This window comes from Sediminibacillus sp. JSM 1682029, assembly GCF_041366435.1.
GTDB lineage: Bacteria > Bacillota > Bacilli > Bacillales > Amphibacillaceae > Sediminibacillus > Sediminibacillus terrae.
This window is the reverse complement of record NZ_JBEWYY010000001.1, coordinates 361,239-379,193: the sequence shown is the minus strand read 5'-3', so window position 1 is coordinate 379,193 and position 17,955 is coordinate 361,239. Positions and strand designations below refer to the sequence as shown.

Sequence of the window (17,955 nt, the reverse complement as noted above, 5' to 3'; positions counted from 1 at the left end):
AATTTTTTATGTTACCCTTTATATTATCTGGCAAATTTGTCATTGGGAAGAAGGAGAGAATATAGATGAAAACGGAACGCGAAAAAATGATTGGCAGCGAGTTATACGATGCAAGTGATCCACAATTGGTTGCAGACCGACTCAATGCGCGCCGCCTTACGAGACTTTACAACCAAACCACAGAGACTGACGATGAAAAGCGGATGAATCTCCTCAAGGAGCTGTTTGGCTCTACAGGTGATAGTTTTTTTGTGGAGCCGACATTTCGATGTGACTATGGCTATAATATCCATATCGGAGAAAGGTTTTATGCGAATTTTGATTGTACGATTCTCGACGTTTGCGAGGTCCGCATTGGCGATGATTGCTTATTGGCTCCAGGTGTACATATTTATACAGCTTCTCATCCGCTTGATACGGAAGTCCGTAAAGCTGGTGCTGAATACGGAAAACCGGTCACAATAGGAGACAATGTCTGGATTGGCGGAAGAACAGTGATCAATCCTGGTGTGACGATTGGCGACAACTCCATCATTGCCTCTGGTTCTGTCGTGACCAGGGATATTCCGGCAAATGTAGTTGCTGGTGGAGCGCCGGCGACTATTCTTAAGGAAGTAAAGTAAAAAAATTAAAGAAAGGAGCTGCTCTGTTGAACCCTCTGTTATGGGACATACCCGCCGAAATAAAAACAGAAAGGCTGCTGTTACGCATGCCTGAATCAGGTGATGGAGAAGCGGTGAATCGGGCGGTCAAAAGGTCAATCGAAGAATTACGTCCCTGGATGCCATTCGCTCAAACTACTCCTACTTTAGAAGAAAGTGAAGAAGATATTCGCGAAGCCCATATTCGTTTCCTGAAACGGGAAAAATTAAGGTATTTGCTGTTTCACAGGGAAACGAACGGGTTTATCGGATCTTCTGGTTTCCACAATATCGACTGGAAAGTTCCGAAATGCGAGATAGGCTATTGGATCGACACGAAGTTCACCGGTATGGGATATATGACAGAAGCAATAAAAGCTTTGACATCGTTTGCATTTACCGAACTGACCTGCAGGAGGGTGGAAATTAGATGTGAGGAAAAGAATTTTAAAAGCAGGGCAATACCGGAAAAGCTGGACTATGAACTAGAGGGGATCTTGAAAAATGATGATGTATCTGTAGATGGTAATCATATGAGTAACACTTGTATCTATGCAAAAGTAAAGTGAAAAGATGAGACTGGGACGCTTTTCGCAGGCACTGCTTCAGCTAACTTGGCACAGAATACCGCTTTGCCAAGTGGATCTTCAGGTCGAGCTGTCCAGCTGGAGTCTCCCATTTCAGAAGAATGGCCGATCCCCCCTGCTGATTTTTCTTCTTCGTCACAGTTTAAAATTTTAAAAGTCAGTAGAAGAATACGGTGCATCTTGTTTTCACACGTGGAAATCTGACTCCGATAACGCAGCGGAGGCAAGATACGGAGACTCAATCGGGAACAGCCCGAGTTTCCACTCCGCAAAAAGCGGTTGGTACTTCTCAGGGGTGGAAGCTGTTTCCGTGGAACGAGCAGTATCCTGCCTGGCAATACAACACTTATCAAACAGCAGGTTAAAAAGAAGTCCAACCAAGGAATAATAAAGACCGAGCGATGCCGATTAGTGTTTAGCATTCGTTCGGTTTTTGTTTTGTTCCGGTGCTTATCCTTTTATTCTTCTCCTGGCACAGTAAAAGAATGCTCGGCTTTGTATTTTTTACCACTGCTTGGTGTCAACCATGCTCCCAACCTGTAGTCACCAGGATCGATGTCACGTTCGCGTAAATCTATTAGATACTGCAGCTTTTCACCTGGATCAATCGTTTCTTCGCCCATCACTTGGGCAAAGGACGTAACACTGGAGTAAAGAAAAATTTGCTCACCTGCATCATTGGTGATTTCGTAATCGTAGCGCTGCGAACTTGTAAACTCCAACTTGATTTTTTCCTCACTTTCATTCGTCACGGAATATTGATAAACGAGTGGGCTTTGTTCCTCCAATACGGCATGTACCTGGTTGGTTGTCTCTTCGCCGTTTCCATTCACTTCTTCTGCCTCCTCCTCATGATTGGTTGTGCCACAGCCGGCCAGTATGGCTCCTGTCATTAATAAGAAAAGGAATGCTTTTTTCATTCCATTACCTCCTGTGTCATTTGTCGATTAGACGTTTGTGATGGCTCTAACGTTACAAAACTAACTGTATTCTTTAAAGGAATGCACAAAAAATCCCAAAACCATACCTATAATATAGAATAGAACAAGTCATTTAATATGCAAATCGTAACGTATGCTGGGCTGTCGTTGACATCCAAGCAGGTAAAATATATAGTCGAATTGACAGAATTTTTCAAAAGGAAGGGGAAGCTGATGACGTCAAAAAAGCAAACAGATAAGTGGAACAGGGAATATGCGAAACAATTGGATCGGGAAGATCCACTAGCTGGTTTTCGCGATGAATTTTACTTGGATGAAAATATTATTTATTTTGACGGCAACTCTTTGGGATTGCTCTCGAAACCTGCAGAAAAGGCTGTCCATCAATTGATGGGTTCATGGAAACAAAATGGCATTGACGGCTGGACTTCTGGAGAAAACCCTTGGTATTACCTGGCGGAGTCACTGGGAGAGTTGTCTGCTCCATTAGTAGGGGCTGAACCGGAAGAAGTCATCATCACCGGGTCTACTACAATCAACCTGCATCAGCTTGTCGCCAGTTTTTATCAACCGAGTGGCAGAAGAACAAAGATTTTGGCAGATGAATTGAATTTTCCATCAGATATTTACGCTCTGCAGAGCCAACTGGAGCAAAAGGGATATGATCCATCTACACATCTTATCCGTGTGAAAAGCACAGACGGCAAAACACTGGATGAGCAGCAGATCATTTCGGAGATGACGGACGAAATTGCGTTGATTGTGCTGCCCAGTGTCCTTTATCGCAGCGGCCAGGTACTTGACATCAAACGTCTGACCGAGGCTGCCCATTCCCGTGGAATCCGGATTGGCTTTGATTTATGCCACTCTATTGGTGCAATTCCCCACCGATTGAATGAATGGGAGGTCGATTTTGCTTTTTGGTGTACGTATAAGCATTTGAATGGCGGTCCAGGCAGTATCGGCGGTCTGTATGTAAACAAGCGCTATTTCGGCAAAAAACCGGGTCTGGCCGGGTGGTTCAGTTCGAACAAAGAAAAACAATTCGATATGGAGCATTCGTTGAGCCCGGCCGCCAATGCGGGCGCTTTTCAAATCGGAACACCTCATATTCTCAGCATGGCGCCGCTTCTTGGTTCTTTACATATGTTTGCAGAGGCAGGAATTGAACGAATTCGCACCAAGTCACTGAAGCTGACGGATTATTTCCTTGCTTTGGCAAAGCATCGCTTGCATAGTTATCAGTTTACGATTGCAAATCCTCTTTCGCGCGATTCCCGTGGTGGCCATGTTTTTCTTGAGCATGAGGAGGCTGTCCGGATATGCAAAGCATTGAAGGAGGGAGGGGTCATCCCGGATTTCCGGTCTCCAAACGGTATAAGACTGGCACCTGTTGCGCTTTACAACACATTTGAAGAAGTTTGGCAGGTGGTGGATTTGTTGAGGACAATTATGGAGGAGAAGCGTTATCTGCGCTTTGAAAAGAAACGGGAGGTGATTGCATAAAATGAAATCCTCAGAATGGATCGACATCACGCAACCCTTATCGGATAAGATCGCTCACTGGCCGGGTGACGAACCTTTTTCCTACAAACTGACCTATTCCAAAGAACAAACCGGCTCAGTGAACATTGGTCAAATCAGTTCCAGTTGTCATACAGGCACTCACATAGATGCCCCTTACCATTACGACAATCAAGGAAAACGTGTCCTTGATATCCCGATTGACACATACATTGGTCCGGCCAAAGTCGTCGACGTCTCAGATGCAGAAAAAATCGATGCAAACATTCTGTCAAAATTCCGATTTGATGGCGTGGAACGACTGCTCTTGCATAGCTCTCTTCCGAATCGACCGGAACGATTCCCTGAAAGCATGCCATTACTTGATCCGGATATCGGCCCCTTTTTAAAAAAACGGGGAATAAAGCTTTTGGGGGTCGACATGCCATCCGTCGACCCGGTAGAAAGCAAGGAACTGCCAGTTCATCATGCCTTGTATGATAATGATATTTATATTCTGGAAAATCTCATGCTTGATCATATCGTATCAGGAGATTATGAATTGATCGCTTTGCCTTTGGCACTCTTAGAGGCTGACGGTAGTCCGGTACGTGCTGTACTTCGCTGTCTGTAACTGGAGAGGGGTGATAAAAATGACTGATAAGAAGAGTGATTCAGGAGAAGAAGGAATCCATACGGATTTCAGGGAAAAAATGACGTACAGTGACTATTTAGAACTTGACCGTTTGTTGTCCAGTCAGAAACCTTTATCAGACCACCATGATGAAATGCTGTTCATCATCATCCACCAGGTGAGTGAGCTATGGATGAAACTGATTCTCCACGAAATCCAGTCTGCGATTCAAGCTATTCATAAGGACGATTTGGCTGAAGCATTTAAGATGTTGTCCCGGGTCAAGAAAACTCAAAGACAAATCATCTCAGCCTGGGATGTGTTGTCGACCTTGACTCCGAGCGAATATATTGAATTTCGCGATAAGCTCGGCCAGGCTTCCGGATTTCAATCTTACCAATATCGGCTGATTGAGTTTTCATTGGGCTACAAAACTCCGCATGTGCTAAAAATATATAAGCAGGATCCTGTAATTTATCAACAGCTATTGGAAGCATATAAAGCACCCGGCCTGTACGATGCAGCCATTCGGGCTCTTCATAGGGCAGGTTTGCCAATCAATCATGAAATGGTAGCGAGGGATTTTTCAGAACCTTACGAGGCTGATTCGAGTGTGGAAAAAGCATGGCTGGAAGTATACGAAAATACCGATCGGTACTGGCCGCTTTATGAGTTGGCGGAAAAGCTGGTCGACATAGAAGATTCCATGCAACAGTGGCGTTTCCGTCACATGAAAACAGTCGAGCGTATCATAGGATATAAAACAGGGACTGGTGGTTCTTCTGGGGTAGGCTATTTGAAAAAGGTCCTTGATCATTATTTTTTCCCGGAGCTTTGGAATCTCAGGACGAAAATATAGCGAAGACCTTACTCTTTATATTAAAATAGCGTGATTGGAGGGTTTATATGAAAACAAATCGAGAGCAATGGTCTTCAAAAATAGGATTTATCCTTTCGACGGCGGGGGCGGCAATTGGTCTCGGCGCGATTTGGAAATTTCCATATGTTACCGGGATGAACGGCGGGGGAGCGTTCTTTCTGCTTTTTGTAATTTTTACAGTATTGATTGGACTGCCCTTGTTGATTTCCGAGCTCATTATAGGTCGAGGAGCTGGAAAAGAAGCAGTCACAGCCTACAAGGTACTGGCTCCGGATTCCCATTGGCCTTGGGTAGGAAGGCTTGGAATAGTAGGCTGTTTTCTGCTTTTGTCCTTTTACAGTGTCGTAGGGGGCTGGGTGCTGGTATACAGTGCAAAAGCAATTACTGGAACAGTGATCACCGATTCTGCCGATTATGGGGAAATGTTCGGTGCTGTCACAGGCAGTCCTTCCGTTACATTAATCGGTCTTGCCCTATTTTTACTTATTAATGTCATTGTCGTTTCTTTCGGGATCAAGAAAGGGATCGAGCAGGCGAGCAAACTGCTCATGCCATTGTTATTTATCTTTTTCATCATTTTGGTTGGCAGATCATTGACGCTGGATGGCGCCATGGAGGGGGTTCGGTTTTTCTTGCGGCCCGATTTTTCCAATATAACTGGAGAAGCGGTGCTATATGCTTTAGGGCAATCCTTTTTCTCCTTGGCTGTCGGGTTTTCCTGCATGGTTACATACAGCTCTTATCTCGACAAGCAAGTGAGCATCCCGTCTTCAGCCGGGAGTGTTGCCGGTATGAACATCTTTGTCTCCCTTTTGGCTGGTTTGGCAATCTTTCCAGTCGTGTTCTCCTTCGGACTGGAACCGACAGAAGGACCTGGCTTGCTGTTCATCGTGCTTCCTTCCGTATTTTCCCAAATTCCATTTGGAGAGCTGTTTTTATGTCTGTTCCTGTTGTTATTTTTATTTGCTACGCTGACTTCTTCTTTCAGTCTGCTGGAAATCATCGTCTCAGCTTTTACGGAAAATGGGAAACGACGCAGGAAACCTGTCACGTTAACCGCCGGGATCGTCGTGTTTTTCGCTGGAATACCGGCCGCTCTTTCTTCAAGTACGATAAGCGGCTTCCATTTATTCGGCCTTACTGTTTTTGATGCGACCGACTACCTGGTAAGTAATATCCTGCTTCCGGTCGGCAGTCTGCTCATCGCGATTTTTATTATACATCGGATGGAGAGTTCCCTTGTGGAACAGGAATTCAAGCTTAGTTCAGGTCTGGCTTCTCCGTGGTATATCATTTGGAAAAATCTGATGCGGTTTGTGATTCCGATAACTATTGTAGTTGTTTTTCTCGCTACGATCGGAATTTTCGGGTCTGCCTGATGAGGTAATGGATACTGTTTTATTAGCTGCCTTTCTGTAGATTTAGCTATGGTAAAACATGTCTTTCTGAAAGTTTCCGGGCAAAAGCAAGGCCGACAAAGCAAAAACCGAACGAATTGGAGTAGTTCGGTTTTCGCTTTGGTCACTATGCAATGCTTTTTTGTCCCTGGGTCGATTAATGAATGTGAGGCGGGTGGCCCTTTGAGGAGTTCGTGATTTTAAATCCTTCGGTAGGTATATAAAAGTATTGAATCCATACACCGTCCAGAAAATCTTCCCTGCTATCCATCAATACATCAATCTCTTTGTCTGTTTTGACTATTTTGTCATGTTCTTGCGGGTAATCGAGAGTCAGATCATAATGAGCATGGTTTCCGTGAAACTCCGAAACGAAGACCCGAAGCATCTGGCCCTCTGCTCCATCTTCCGCAAGCCACTGCTTGATTTTTTTGGCAGCATTTCGATTTATTTTGCATTTCATGGTATCATTCCTCCTTGAAAACCATTATCGCTTCTCGAATTAAAAAAAGAAAGAGATGAGGCTTGCTTTGTAAAGAAGGTAAATCTTCGGCAGACGGCGGGACATCTCCAAATCAGCAAGACAGAAGCAACCGACAAAATAGTTTGACAATTGAGACTGACAGGTGTATTCTAATGTTATAAGTTAATAATCCTTTAAGGGGAGTAGCTTTTACGGCAAAGTCGTCAATACAGAGTTTCATACTCTCGGCTTTGTTGGCAACGTGTGTTGTTAGCAAGACCTTACCTGTTCGAAGGTATAGGTCATTTTTATTTTCTCGGACCTATACCGGAATCGGTATAGGTCTTTTTGTCTTATGACGGCGGGAACACCAGTTAAGGAGGAAAGAATATGAGGAAAAATATTTCGTTTTCTGCTTTAGTAGAACAAAATAAACTGGAATTAACCCGTAATTTACGGGAGGTGGAGAGGATCGAAAAATCTTTGGATGATAAATACCTGAAAGCAGACAAAGGGGTGAAACAGTGATGAATAACTTGATGTTCCAGAACATGCCTGACTATATCAAAGAGGAAATGGAAGGAGTAATGAGGAAGGCAAAATCGTTGATAAAAAAGAATACGGTTTTCACACTTCTGTCCATACCGTTAATCGTTTTTTCGGTATTTAACTTGTTCTTCCTTGTCTTTCGTTTTGGAGTGGAAAGCGATATGGTCTATGTGCTTCTACTGTTTGCCTTGCTGGGATCCATCGGCATAGCGCTGTATAAAGAAGCCAAAGCGGTCCGCAAAGAAATCAGGAAGGTCAGCAGTGAACATATCGTAGAAAGAATTGAGGCAAGCAATATAGTAAACGATTACCAAAAACGTGATTTTATCGACTCTATCAAAAAACGGCCAGTTTTGGCCATGAGTGTTTTCATCCAGTTTCTTCAGGAAGAAAAACATCGGCAAGAAAACAGCTCTAAGTAAGTTCTGCAGTTGTCTTCATCCAAACATGACTTACAAGTAAATATGAAATACGAAAACCGATCGATGATTCAAAAACTTTGAATTCGTTCGGTTTTTTTTTATGGGAAATAAGTAAACCTTCTACCCTTCTCTTATGAAAAGTGTGATTCTCCCCTCCGGAAAGGTATTTTGCTTTCCGCGGGAGGAGCTTCAGCTCGCTCTCATCCCGCTGGAGTCTGCATTGCCTGCGATGGATGGAGATGCTTCGCTGCAGGTGTGATTGCTTTTTTATCTATTGCTTTTAATGGTAAAAAAGCTAAACTTTGGAAACCGGAAGTGCTTCTTGTCCTTCATGTGTTGGTTTGCATCTTTTCATTTCCGAAGAGTAAAGGGACCCCATGCTTTTATCCCGGTCGATTGTTCCGGATTTACAAGTTCGTAAATTTTCGGATGATTTTGTAGATTTACAGGATAGTGAGAAAACGGAAAGCTGTTACAATACAATGTAAGCGCTAGCAATCGGGAGGAGATATAATATGAAAAAAATAGGATGGCTGTTGGCAAGTTTGCTTGTATTGATCAGTTTAACCGCGTGTGGTGGGGAAAGCGACGAAGCATCCGGGAGTGATGTAATCGAACTGACCGTCTGGAATGATTGGACGGAGGATCGCCCGGAGAACACTGTATACAAAGATATGATCAAAAAATTCAACGAAGAAAATGAAGGAATCGAAGTGAAAATAGAAAGTATCCCGCATGACCAGTATGAAACCAAACTACGTACACAAGCTGCAGGACAGCAGCTTCCGGATATGTTCCGGGTTTGGCCGGGTACCAGAATTGCTCCGTTGGTCGAGGGAAACGCACTGCTTTCCTTAAATGAAATTGTCGATGAATGGGAAGGGAAAATACCGGAGGGAATCTTGAAGGATTATGCCATCGATGGAGAGCATTACGCAATTCCTGCCAATATCAGTGAAACCAGCTTGATCTTTTACCATAAAGATGCATTGGCAAAGGCAGGTTTCGATACGTTTCCTGCTACTTACGAAGAACTGAAAAGTCTGATCGAAAAATTGAAAGAACAGAACGTCACCCCTATCGCTCTTGGAAACAAAGCGATTTGGCCGCTTCAATCGGTGTATATATCGACGATTGCAGACCGTTATACCGGAAGTGATTTTTTAGAAAATGCGTTGAATGGAGAAGCTTCATTCACCGATGAACGATTTGTCAAAGCATTATCTGTCATTGAAGAGTTAGCAAATATGGAAGCGTTTAACGGGGACTTGAATACAATCGATGAAGCGCAATCGCGAAGCGAGTTTGTCAGTGGCAACACGGCTATGCATTTTGCCGGCTCGTGGGCGATAGGGCCGATATTGGACAGTGTGGAAAATCAAGATGCAATCGGAGTGGCCCCGTTTCCATCCTTTGAAGGAGGGGACGGTGATCCTGCCAAAATAGCAGGAGTTGCAGGTGGCGGTATTGCCTTGAACAGTGATTTGAGTGGAGAGAAAAAGGAAGCAGCTTTTACATTTCTAAAATACTTCTACAGTGATGAAATGTTCCAAAAGCTAGTCAAAGCCAATATCATCGTGCCGGCTGACGTAGAAATGGACGACAGTATCCCAGAGGTGTTTCAGGAAGCCAACAGCTTTGCACAAGGCGGACTGGCACCTGTCTATGATGCAACCCTCACGCCGGAATTGACCGATATCATCAACAACGGCTTACAGTCGATCACCCTTGGGGAGAAAACGCCAGAAGAATTAGCGGAAGAGATGGAGAAGGAATCGGAGTAAACAAAACAAGCATGGCAGGCTGCCGTCATGGCGGCCTTTCCCATGAAAGGAGGAATGGAAATGCAGGCAGCCGGAAAAACAAAAGGAGCCATCATCATCGGTTTATTACCTGCCATCTTGATTTATAGTGTATTTGCCATTATGCCGATCATTCAATCGTTTTATTATTCGGTAATGGAATGGAATGGATTTTCCGAAATGTCTTTTGTAGGATTGGCAAATTTTCAAGCACTGTTCCAAGACACTTTGTTTTGGAATTCGGTGAAAAACAACATTTACGTCGTATTGGCATCGGTATTGGGTCAAGTACCGATCGCGCTGTTTATTGCATTATTGTTGAACAGGAAGCTGAAGGGATTGAAAATCTTCCGGACAATCGGTTTTTTGCCCGTCGTTTTGTCCACTGTGGTCATCTCGTTAACCTGGAGCCTGATTTACAACTCGGAAAATGGTTTGATCAATGAACTACTCCGGGCATTGGGCTTAGGAGGATTGGCGCAAAACTGGCTCGGGGATACGAACTGGTCGATGATCGCTGTTTGTGTCACGGTTATCTGGCAATTTGTCGGCCTGTATTTAATTATTTTTCTTGCCGCTTTGCAAAATGTACCGGAAGAAGTTTTGGAGGCAGCAAAAATCGATGGTGCGTCTGAATGGACTACCACCTGGAAAATAACAGTGCCGATGATATGGGATACCATCATCGTTGCCGTCATTTTATGCATTGCAGGAAGTTTGAAGACTTTCGATTTGATCTATGTCATGACCAACGGGGGGCCGTCCCATTCGACGGACGTTATGGCGCTGTACATGTTCAATGAAACCTTCAGCCAGCTGCAGTATGGATATGGCAGTGCCGTATCCGTTGTCATTTTTTTCTTTAGTTTAATTTTGATTTTTATCGTCACCAAATTACTGGGACGTAAAATGTTATAAAAAGGAGGAACAAGATGGAAACGACAGTGAAAACGGCCGCTGGAACACAGGTTGAAAAACGAAGAGGCCGTAAAAAGCCTGGTTGGAAACGGCTTTTGATTTATATAATCCTTATCTTGTTTGCCATTGTGAATGCTTATCCGATAATCTGGATGGTCATCAATTCATTCAAGTCAGAAAGTGAGTTTGCTGTTAACCAATTCGGGTTTCCAAAAGAATTTGTATTGGAAAACTATCAGAACGCTTGGGAGATAGCCAACTTTGGGGTCCTTTTTAAAAACAGTATATTCATCTGTGTCGCTGCTACTGTCATCACCGTACTAACAGGCGCGCTGGCTGCGTATTTTCTATCCAGATTCACATTTAAAATGAATAAAACCATATATACATTTTTCATATTCGGAATGCTGATTCCTATTCATGCAACCCTGGTACCAATGTTTATCCTCATGCGCAATCTCGGATTGTTGAATACGCCGATCACCTTGTTATTTCCTTATATCGCTTTCCATTTACCGATAACGATTTTTATTTTAACAAGTTTCATGAAAGCCTTCCCCAAGGACATCGAGGAGTCGGCAATCATGGATGGGTGTGGCATTTTTCGGATATTCTGGTCCATCGTGCTTCCGATGTCCCGCCCGGCTCTGGCCACCGTGGTCATTCTCAACTTCATTTATAATTGGAATGAGTTTTCCTTCGCACTGGTACTGATCAATGATCCAGCGTTCCAGACACTGCCGCTGGGGCTGGCAAATTTCGCTGGACAATTCACAACCAACTATGGTGCACAGATGGCAGGTTTGACTATGTCATTGGTTCCGATAGTCGCCATTTATTTAATGCTTGAAAAAGAAATCGTGAAAGGTATGACAGCCGGGGCGGTTAAAGGATAAGATAGAGCTAACACAAGATGGCCAAGGATGGATGCGAATGTTTCGCCAATGGGGATTGAAAAAACAGTTTGCCACCGTTTTCCTGGTATTGATCACTCTTCCGACGATGTTTTTCGGTGTTTTGATCTATTATCAAACAACAAAAGCCTTTAAACAACAAGCAGCCGACCATACTATCGGACGTTTGGAAACAAGCGAAGAAACATTGACATCGGTTATACGCAACGTGGAAAACATGACTTCCTTCATGATTTATGACGAAAACTTCCGTACTTTTTTCACTTCGTCGAAATCGGAAATGACTAGTGAGGACTACAAGCGGGCTGAAGAGGGCATAAAAGGCTATTTCACTTTTCAGTTGACGTCTTTTGATTATATCGATTCCATCATGTTGGAATCAGGAAGTGGAAACGAGCTTCATTTTGGCAACCCAGTCACAGCGGATGAAGAGGTGTTGGACAAGGATGCCGCGAAAAAAGGCGGTGGCCTGTCCTGGAGCGGTTCCTATCAGGTCGATAGTGATTGGGAGGGGAAAAAACAAGTGATCAGCCTCTCAAGAGAAATAAATGATCTCAATCATATCACCAAGCCGATCGGACGAGTGAGAATTCGACTGGACCAGGAGGATTTATATCAGACTATCAAAGGCGACAATGCTGGCGGCCAGGGGTACTTCTTTGTCATGAACGATAAAGGGGATGTGGTACTGCATCCGAATGAAGGAATGGTTGGTAAACCGTTCCCTGATCAGACGCTGATTGATCGGATTATCGCGAGCAGTCATCGATCGATCAGCTATGAAACGAAGGAAGACCGCTTTTTGGTGGTGAAAAAGCAAATAGACGGTATGAATTGGTTTTCGGTGGCTGTCGTGAACCAGGGGGAAGTAGTTCAAGAACTTTATAATGTACGGTCCCTGATCGTGGACATGATTTTGTTGCTTTTGCTGCTGGGAAGTGTCGCTTTTGCTGGATTTTATTTTTTCAATATCCGACGCATCATGGAACTTACCGAGCAGACCACACAATTGGAAAACGGGGATTTCAATGCCAATGTCAGTGTAAACACCAATGATGAAATCGGAAAGCTCGGCATGCGCTTCAATCAGATGGTGAAAACGATCCAGACATACATAAACCAGGAATACAAGCTGAAGATCAAACAAAAAGAATCTGAACTTCAAGCCATGCAAAACCAAATAGACCCTCACTTTTTGTATAATACGTTGGATATGATTCGTTGGACAGCAAGGCTGGAAAATGCGATGCAAACGGGGCATTTGATCGAACAGCTTTCAAAAATGTTCAGGATGAATTTGAATAAAGGGAACATGTGGGTCAAATTAGAAGAGGAATTTGCTTACATACGCCATTACCTTGAATTGCAGAAAAGCAGGATGGGAAGTCGTCTGCATTACAGTATTTTTTATGATGCGGAAATCGGCGGGGCATACAGTATCAAACAGATTTTGCAGCCACTCGTCGAAAACAGTATCCGCCATGGATTTAAAAACATTTCTTATCAGGGAGAATTACGAATCAGGGGATATAGACAAGGGAATCAAATTTTGATTGATGTAGTGGATAACGGGGCAGGCTTCCATCCGCATGGTGAAGCTGGAAGCGAAGGCAGCGGCTTTGCGCTGAATCAGCTGCAGGAACGATTATCGCTTGCTTTTGGAGAGGATGGAAAGATAGTTCAAATACCTTCCAGGACCGGGACCTGGATGCAAATCAAACTGCCGTTGCTGAAAACGAAACCGGAAAAGAAGAATAAAAAGGAATCGGGTGATTGGAATGACCTGTAAAATGCTGATTGTCGATGATGAGCCGATTATCCGCAATGGATTGACAAAAACGATACCATGGGAAAATTATGGTATCGAGATTGCGGACACAGCACATGACGGGTTGGATGCAATGAATAAAATAAACGCTGCAGATGACATTGATATCGTCGTAACGGATGTGCGAATGCCGAATCAAGACGGTTTACAGCTTGCTGCTTATTTAGCTGAACACTATCCAGCCATCCGTATCATCATTCTAAGCGGTTATGATGACTTCAACTATGCTAAGCAGGCAATGCACGCAGGGGTCAAAGATTACTTATTAAAACCTGTAGACATAGATGAACTGATCGCGGTGGTCAGAAACACGACCGAAGAGATTCTGGAAGAACGCTTCAGGACGGCTCAGATGGAAAATTCAGCGATCAGAAACGAACTATACTACCAGGTTATCGAGAGACCAGTCAGCCATTTTCCTGACAAACAACTTGTTGGAAAAGTGAAGCTATACCCTTTCGTCACCTTGATCAAAAATCATTCGGTCCTGACAACAGAAGAAAGTCGCGGACAGCTTGGTGAATGGAAACGTCATTGGGAAAATAGAATTTCTCAACTGTTTACGAGTAGTGACGTGAATTGTATTTCTTTTTTTACCGGAGAAAACATGTTGTTGACCAGTCTGATTGTAAAAAAGGAAGAGCTAAAGATCGACGCTGTTAAACGACTGCTGATTTCCGGAATAAGTGAAATGGAAATACCGTTATACGCTCTTCTCTATGACAGGTACATACGGATGAATGAGCTAGCGGATGTATACCGTCAATTTGAGCAATCATTATCATTTTTGCCATTGGCAGATCAAGGAATCCTCCAACTCCCCCTGCAAGATTCTTGGCAAAAAGACTGCAGTCTGTCTGATTTTCCAAGTGACAAGTTGATCGATTCCATCCTGCGTGGCGAAACAGACAAGGTAAGGGACCGAACAAATGAATTGTTTGACAGCTTCCGATACCATGCTTGTTCTTTGGAGGATGCAATCTCAGCGGCAAGGGATGTTGTTTCCTCTGCTTACGAAAGGTGTCAGGGGTTGATGAGAAAACAGCTCGATGCAGACCCGGTTTTGCTTCGTTCTCTCGACTTTCAGGACTACAACACCTATGAGGCAATCCAGACTTTGTTTGAGAATGATGTCAGAAAGCTGATGGATCAGTACCAGTTGACTCATGCAGAAAACAATGACTGGTTGATGGAGCGTGCCGAAGCTTACATGAAAAATTACTACACCACAGATATCAAAGCTCACGAAGTAGCCGATGTCGTTAATATTTCCCCGAATTATTTCAGCTCTTTGTTCAAACAAAGAACTGGCAGGAATTTCAATGAATATGTAAATGAACTCCGAGTGGAACAAGCGAAGACGTTACTCGCCAGCACCCCTTTCAAAGTAAGGGAAGTAGCAGAGCAGGTCGGCTACCATGAATACAAATATTTTGTAGAAGTGTTTAAAAAATTTGTGGGGATGACACCGACAGAGTATCGAAAATGGAACACGGCCAAAGTAGAGTGAATCTTCAAATCTCTCATAGCAGAATTCCGATATTATACAAAAGGAGCGATTACTATGCAAAAAAAATTGATACAAGTGCCAAAGGATTTCATGATCGGTGCAGCAGTTTCCGCCTGGCAGACAGAAGGATGGTCAGGAAAAAAAGATAGCCAGGATTCCTATTTGGATGTATGGTACAAAAATAATCATAATGTCTGGCATGACGGGTATGGACCTGCTGTGGCAACCGATTTTCGAAACCGCTATAAGGAAGACATCGGTTATATGAAGGAGATCGGTCTGACGCATTTCCGGACTTCCATCAATTGGTCTCGATTTCTGGTAGATTATGAAACTGCTGTTGTAGATGAAGATTATGCCGCCTATATCGATGACATGATCAATGAATTAATCGCAAACGGTATAGAACCGATGATTTGTCTGGAGCATTACGAAGTGCCGGCAGTCTTATTTGAAAACTATGGCGGCTGGGGATCCAAGCATGTAGTCGAGCTTTTCGTGAAATACGCAGAGAAAGTGTTCGAACGGTACGGTGATAAAGTACGGAACTGGTTCACTTTCAATGAGCCGGTTGTCGTACAGACGAGGGTTTATTTGGATGCCATTCGTTACCCGTTTGAACAGAATACAAAGAAATGGATGCAATGGAATTATAACAAAGCACTGGCCACAGCCAAGGTGGTATCTTTGTTCCGTAAAATGGGATTGAGTCAAAGTGCGAAGATAGGCGTTATTCTAAACCCGGAGGTAACGTATGCCCGATCTTCTGCCCCTCACGATCAGGAGGCGGCCCGCATCTACGATTTGTTCTTTAATCGTGTCTTTTTAGATCCCTCTATCAAAGGGGAGTATCCCCAGGAACTGTTCGATTTAATGGAAAAACATGATATAACATTTGAGCATACCAAAGAAGAACTAGGAATCATTAACAGAAATAAGGTCGATTATGTAGGGCTCAATCTCTATTTTCCACATCGGGTACAGGCACGTACATCCGCATGGAATGAACGGATTCCTTTCCACCCGGCCTATTACTACGAAAAATTCGACCTACCCGGCAAAAAAATGAATCCTTACCGCGGATGGGAAATATATCCACAAATCATGTACGATATGGCCCTTCGAATGAAAGAGGAATATGGGAACATCGAATGGTTCATTGCCGAAAATGGAATGGGGGTTGAAAAGGAACAACGCTTTAAAAATGAGGATGGCATGATTGAAGATGATTATCGAATAGAGTTTATCAGTGACCATTTAAAATGGCTGCTAAAAGCAGTCGAAGAAGGTGTGAATTGCAGAGGCTATATGCTATGGGCGTTTTCTGACAATGTTTCCCCGATGAATGCTTTTAAAAATCGTTATGGTCTTGTCGAAATCAACTTAGAAGATAACCGGAATCGCAGGTTGAAAAAGTCTGCCTACTGGTATCAACGATTGATTTCAGAAAGACAATTCGAAACGAATATGGAGGAGTATAAGTGATATCACTGTTCATGCATGAGACTCAGTAAGGACCTGAACTCATTTCACTTAATTAATGGAAGAGAGGGGGGGGGAAACGTGGACCATGTTCTGGCAATAGATATAGGTGGAACATTTCTGAAGTATGGGACTGTTACCAGAGAAGGACAAATCCTGTCAAGCGGCAAAATGAAGACGCCGAAAACGATCGATGACTTGCTATTATTCCTTGAATCGGAAGCAAAGTCTCAACCATTTCTGGCAGGAATTGCCGTGAGTGCACCAGGAGCCGTGTCGGAGAGTGGTTTTATATATGGTTCAAGTGCTGTCCGTTATCTCCACGGTCCGAACATGAAAGCATTGATCAGAGAAAGAACCGGTTTGCCGGTCTTCATGGAAAATGATGCCCACTGTGCTGCTTATGCAGAGATTTGGAGAGGAGCCGCTGCAGGTAGAAAGGATGTCATGGTAATGGTTATCGGGACGGGGATCGGCGGAGCTGTCATAAAAAATGGAAAACCCCATAAAGGAGATCGTTTGCATGGCGGAGAATTCGGTTACATGCTGCTTACCCCTGATATCGAAAGCAGTGATGACGTTTGGAGCCGGATTGCTTCTGTGAAAGCGCTCATCAAGAAGGTTGCAAAGAAAAAACATAGTGATCCAACACTACTGACAGGAGAAGAAATATTTGAAAAGGCAGAAGCTGGCGATCTTGTCTGCCGTGAAGCGGTGGATGAGTTTTATCATCTATTGGCTGTCGGAATCTATAATTTGCAGTATATTTATGATCCGGAAATTATTCTTATCGGCGGTGGAGTAAGTGCACGTCCGGATTTAATCGAACATATAAACGGCAAGCTGGACAGGATATTAGGTTTGATCGATTTGGCAAAAATAAAACCGCGTATCGAATCTTGTCTTTTCCGGCAAAATGCCAATATACTTGGTGCTGTTTATGGCTGGTTGAAACAAGAAAAGGATAGCAGGGAAAGACTGTGAAAAATGTTTTACTTGATTTCCCCTCCTGTTGTAAGTGAAAATGTTTTAGTGAGATTTAATACAGGAGGATAAGTATATGGGATTATTTGGCGGGAATGATGAAAAGAAACAATCAAAAGAAGAAAAGCAGCTGCAAAAGTTCATGGAAAAATACCAGTTAGAAGATTTGGATGAAAAGGATCTGGTGGTCCTACAACGCATTGCAAATGACTTGGCAGGAAATAACTTTTTCAAGGCTGGAATGGCATTGAGTTTTGCAAAGGCAGAAGAACAAGCGAAGGTTACCTATTTATCTACACTGGTAGAACAAAATTGGATGATTATCCGCCAATTAGGACGGATGAATGGTAACATGGAAGAATTGTTGAAAAAGCAAGAGCAAAAATAGCAGGTATAAAGGAACATCTTAAAGACCGGGCCCATAAGCTTTGGTCTTTTTTTAAAGGAGAAAAAAATTTTGGTAGCAGAGGAAATAAGCGAGACAGCGGAAATGCAGGCGA

The 17,955-nt window shown here is 43.4% G+C and carries 18 protein-coding genes; 16 read left to right on the top strand and 2 right to left on the bottom strand.

Annotation, left to right across the window (positions count from 1 at the left end; all coding sequences use genetic code 11):
- Window positions 1-65 precede the first annotated feature (65 nt).
- The gene (locus ABVF09_RS01875) at window positions 66-623 is read left to right on the top strand and encodes a sugar O-acetyltransferase (protein WP_371068488.1); all 558 of its coding nucleotides are present in this window, start codon (window positions 66-68) and stop codon (window positions 621-623) included.
- A 26-nt stretch (window positions 624-649) separates the two neighbouring features.
- Window positions 650-1,210: a GNAT family N-acetyltransferase gene (locus ABVF09_RS01870; protein ID WP_026570638.1), complete on the top strand. Its 561-nt coding sequence runs from the start codon at window positions 650-652 to the stop codon at window positions 1,208-1,210.
- Between the two features lie 476 nt (window positions 1,211-1,686).
- Here ABVF09_RS01870 and ABVF09_RS01865 read toward each other — a convergent pair whose 3' ends face one another.
- Window positions 1,687-2,148: a BsuPI-related putative proteinase inhibitor gene (locus ABVF09_RS01865; protein WP_051382053.1), complete on the bottom strand. Its 462-nt coding sequence runs from the start codon at window positions 2,146-2,148 to the stop codon at window positions 1,687-1,689.
- A gap of 234 nt (window positions 2,149-2,382) precedes the next feature.
- Here ABVF09_RS01865 and kynU point away from each other — a divergent pair, with 234 nt between their 5' ends.
- Genes kynU through ABVF09_RS01845 form a run of 4 tightly spaced genes read left to right on the top strand, consistent with a single transcriptional unit; the run spans window position 2,383 to window position 6,565 of the window.
- The gene (kynU, locus tag ABVF09_RS01860; protein ID WP_371068487.1) at window positions 2,383-3,675 is read left to right on the top strand and encodes a kynureninase; all 1,293 of its coding nucleotides are present in this window, start codon (window positions 2,383-2,385) and stop codon (window positions 3,673-3,675) included.
- 1 nt (window position 3,676) lies between these two features.
- Entirely contained in the window at window positions 3,677-4,306 is a 630-nt protein-coding gene (kynB, locus tag ABVF09_RS01855) for an arylformamidase (RefSeq protein ID WP_026570636.1), read from the top strand.
- A 19-nt stretch (window positions 4,307-4,325) separates the two neighbouring features.
- Window positions 4,326-5,165 carry a tryptophan 2,3-dioxygenase gene (gene kynA, locus ABVF09_RS01850; RefSeq protein WP_026771491.1) on the top strand — a complete coding sequence of 280 codons (840 nt, stop codon included), beginning with the start codon at window positions 4,326-4,328 and terminating at the stop codon, window positions 5,163-5,165.
- A gap of 47 nt (window positions 5,166-5,212) precedes the next feature.
- Window positions 5,213-6,565: a sodium-dependent transporter gene (locus ABVF09_RS01845; protein ID WP_026570634.1), complete on the top strand. Its 1,353-nt coding sequence runs from the start codon at window positions 5,213-5,215 to the stop codon at window positions 6,563-6,565.
- A gap of 175 nt (window positions 6,566-6,740) precedes the next feature.
- Here ABVF09_RS01845 and ABVF09_RS01840 read toward each other — a convergent pair whose 3' ends face one another.
- Window positions 6,741-7,046, bottom strand: coding sequence for an iron-sulfur cluster assembly accessory protein (locus ABVF09_RS01840; protein ID WP_026570633.1), 306 nt, complete (start codon window positions 7,044-7,046; stop codon window positions 6,741-6,743).
- A gap of 390 nt (window positions 7,047-7,436) precedes the next feature.
- Between ABVF09_RS01840 and ABVF09_RS01835 the strand changes: the two genes are divergently transcribed.
- From ABVF09_RS01835 to ABVF09_RS01790, 10 genes are all read left to right on the top strand, one after another.
- Window positions 7,437-7,574, top strand: coding sequence for an FbpB family small basic protein (locus ABVF09_RS01835; protein WP_152525520.1), 138 nt, complete (start codon window positions 7,437-7,439; stop codon window positions 7,572-7,574).
- Complete coding sequence (locus ABVF09_RS01830) at window positions 7,574-8,017, top strand: DUF5392 family protein (RefSeq protein ID WP_371068486.1); 444 nt, start codon at window positions 7,574-7,576, stop codon at window positions 8,015-8,017. The genes ABVF09_RS01835 and ABVF09_RS01830 overlap by 1 nt, the downstream gene beginning before the upstream one ends.
- Before the next feature lie 515 nt (window positions 8,018-8,532).
- Window positions 8,533-9,801 (top strand): ABC transporter substrate-binding protein, encoded by a 1,269-nt coding sequence (locus ABVF09_RS01825; protein WP_153461900.1) that lies wholly within the window; start codon window positions 8,533-8,535, stop codon window positions 9,799-9,801.
- 60 nt (window positions 9,802-9,861) lie between these two features.
- A complete protein-coding gene (locus ABVF09_RS01820) occupies window positions 9,862-10,737 on the top strand; it encodes a carbohydrate ABC transporter permease (protein WP_371068485.1) in 876 nt (291 codons plus the stop codon).
- A 14-nt stretch (window positions 10,738-10,751) separates the two neighbouring features.
- Entirely contained in the window at window positions 10,752-11,633 is an 882-nt protein-coding gene (locus ABVF09_RS01815) for a carbohydrate ABC transporter permease (RefSeq protein ID WP_026570628.1), read from the top strand.
- 37 nt (window positions 11,634-11,670) lie between these two features.
- Entirely contained in the window at window positions 11,671-13,440 is a 1,770-nt protein-coding gene (locus ABVF09_RS01810) for a cache domain-containing sensor histidine kinase (protein WP_371068484.1), read from the top strand.
- Window positions 13,430-14,989, top strand: a complete 1,560-nt coding sequence (locus ABVF09_RS01805; protein ID WP_371068483.1) for a response regulator transcription factor — start codon at window positions 13,430-13,432, stop codon at window positions 14,987-14,989. Before ABVF09_RS01810 ends, ABVF09_RS01805 begins: the two co-directional genes overlap by 11 nt.
- A 54-nt stretch (window positions 14,990-15,043) precedes the next feature.
- Window positions 15,044-16,474, top strand: a complete 1,431-nt coding sequence (locus ABVF09_RS01800; protein WP_026771484.1) for a glycoside hydrolase family 1 protein — start codon at window positions 15,044-15,046, stop codon at window positions 16,472-16,474.
- Between the two features lie 78 nt (window positions 16,475-16,552).
- Window positions 16,553-17,455, top strand: a complete 903-nt coding sequence (locus tag ABVF09_RS01795; RefSeq protein WP_371068482.1) for an ROK family protein — start codon at window positions 16,553-16,555, stop codon at window positions 17,453-17,455.
- Window positions 17,456-17,531: 76 nt separating this feature from the next.
- Complete coding sequence (locus ABVF09_RS01790) at window positions 17,532-17,843, top strand: hypothetical protein (RefSeq protein WP_051382050.1); 312 nt, start codon at window positions 17,532-17,534, stop codon at window positions 17,841-17,843.
- Window positions 17,844-17,955 lie beyond the last annotated feature (112 nt).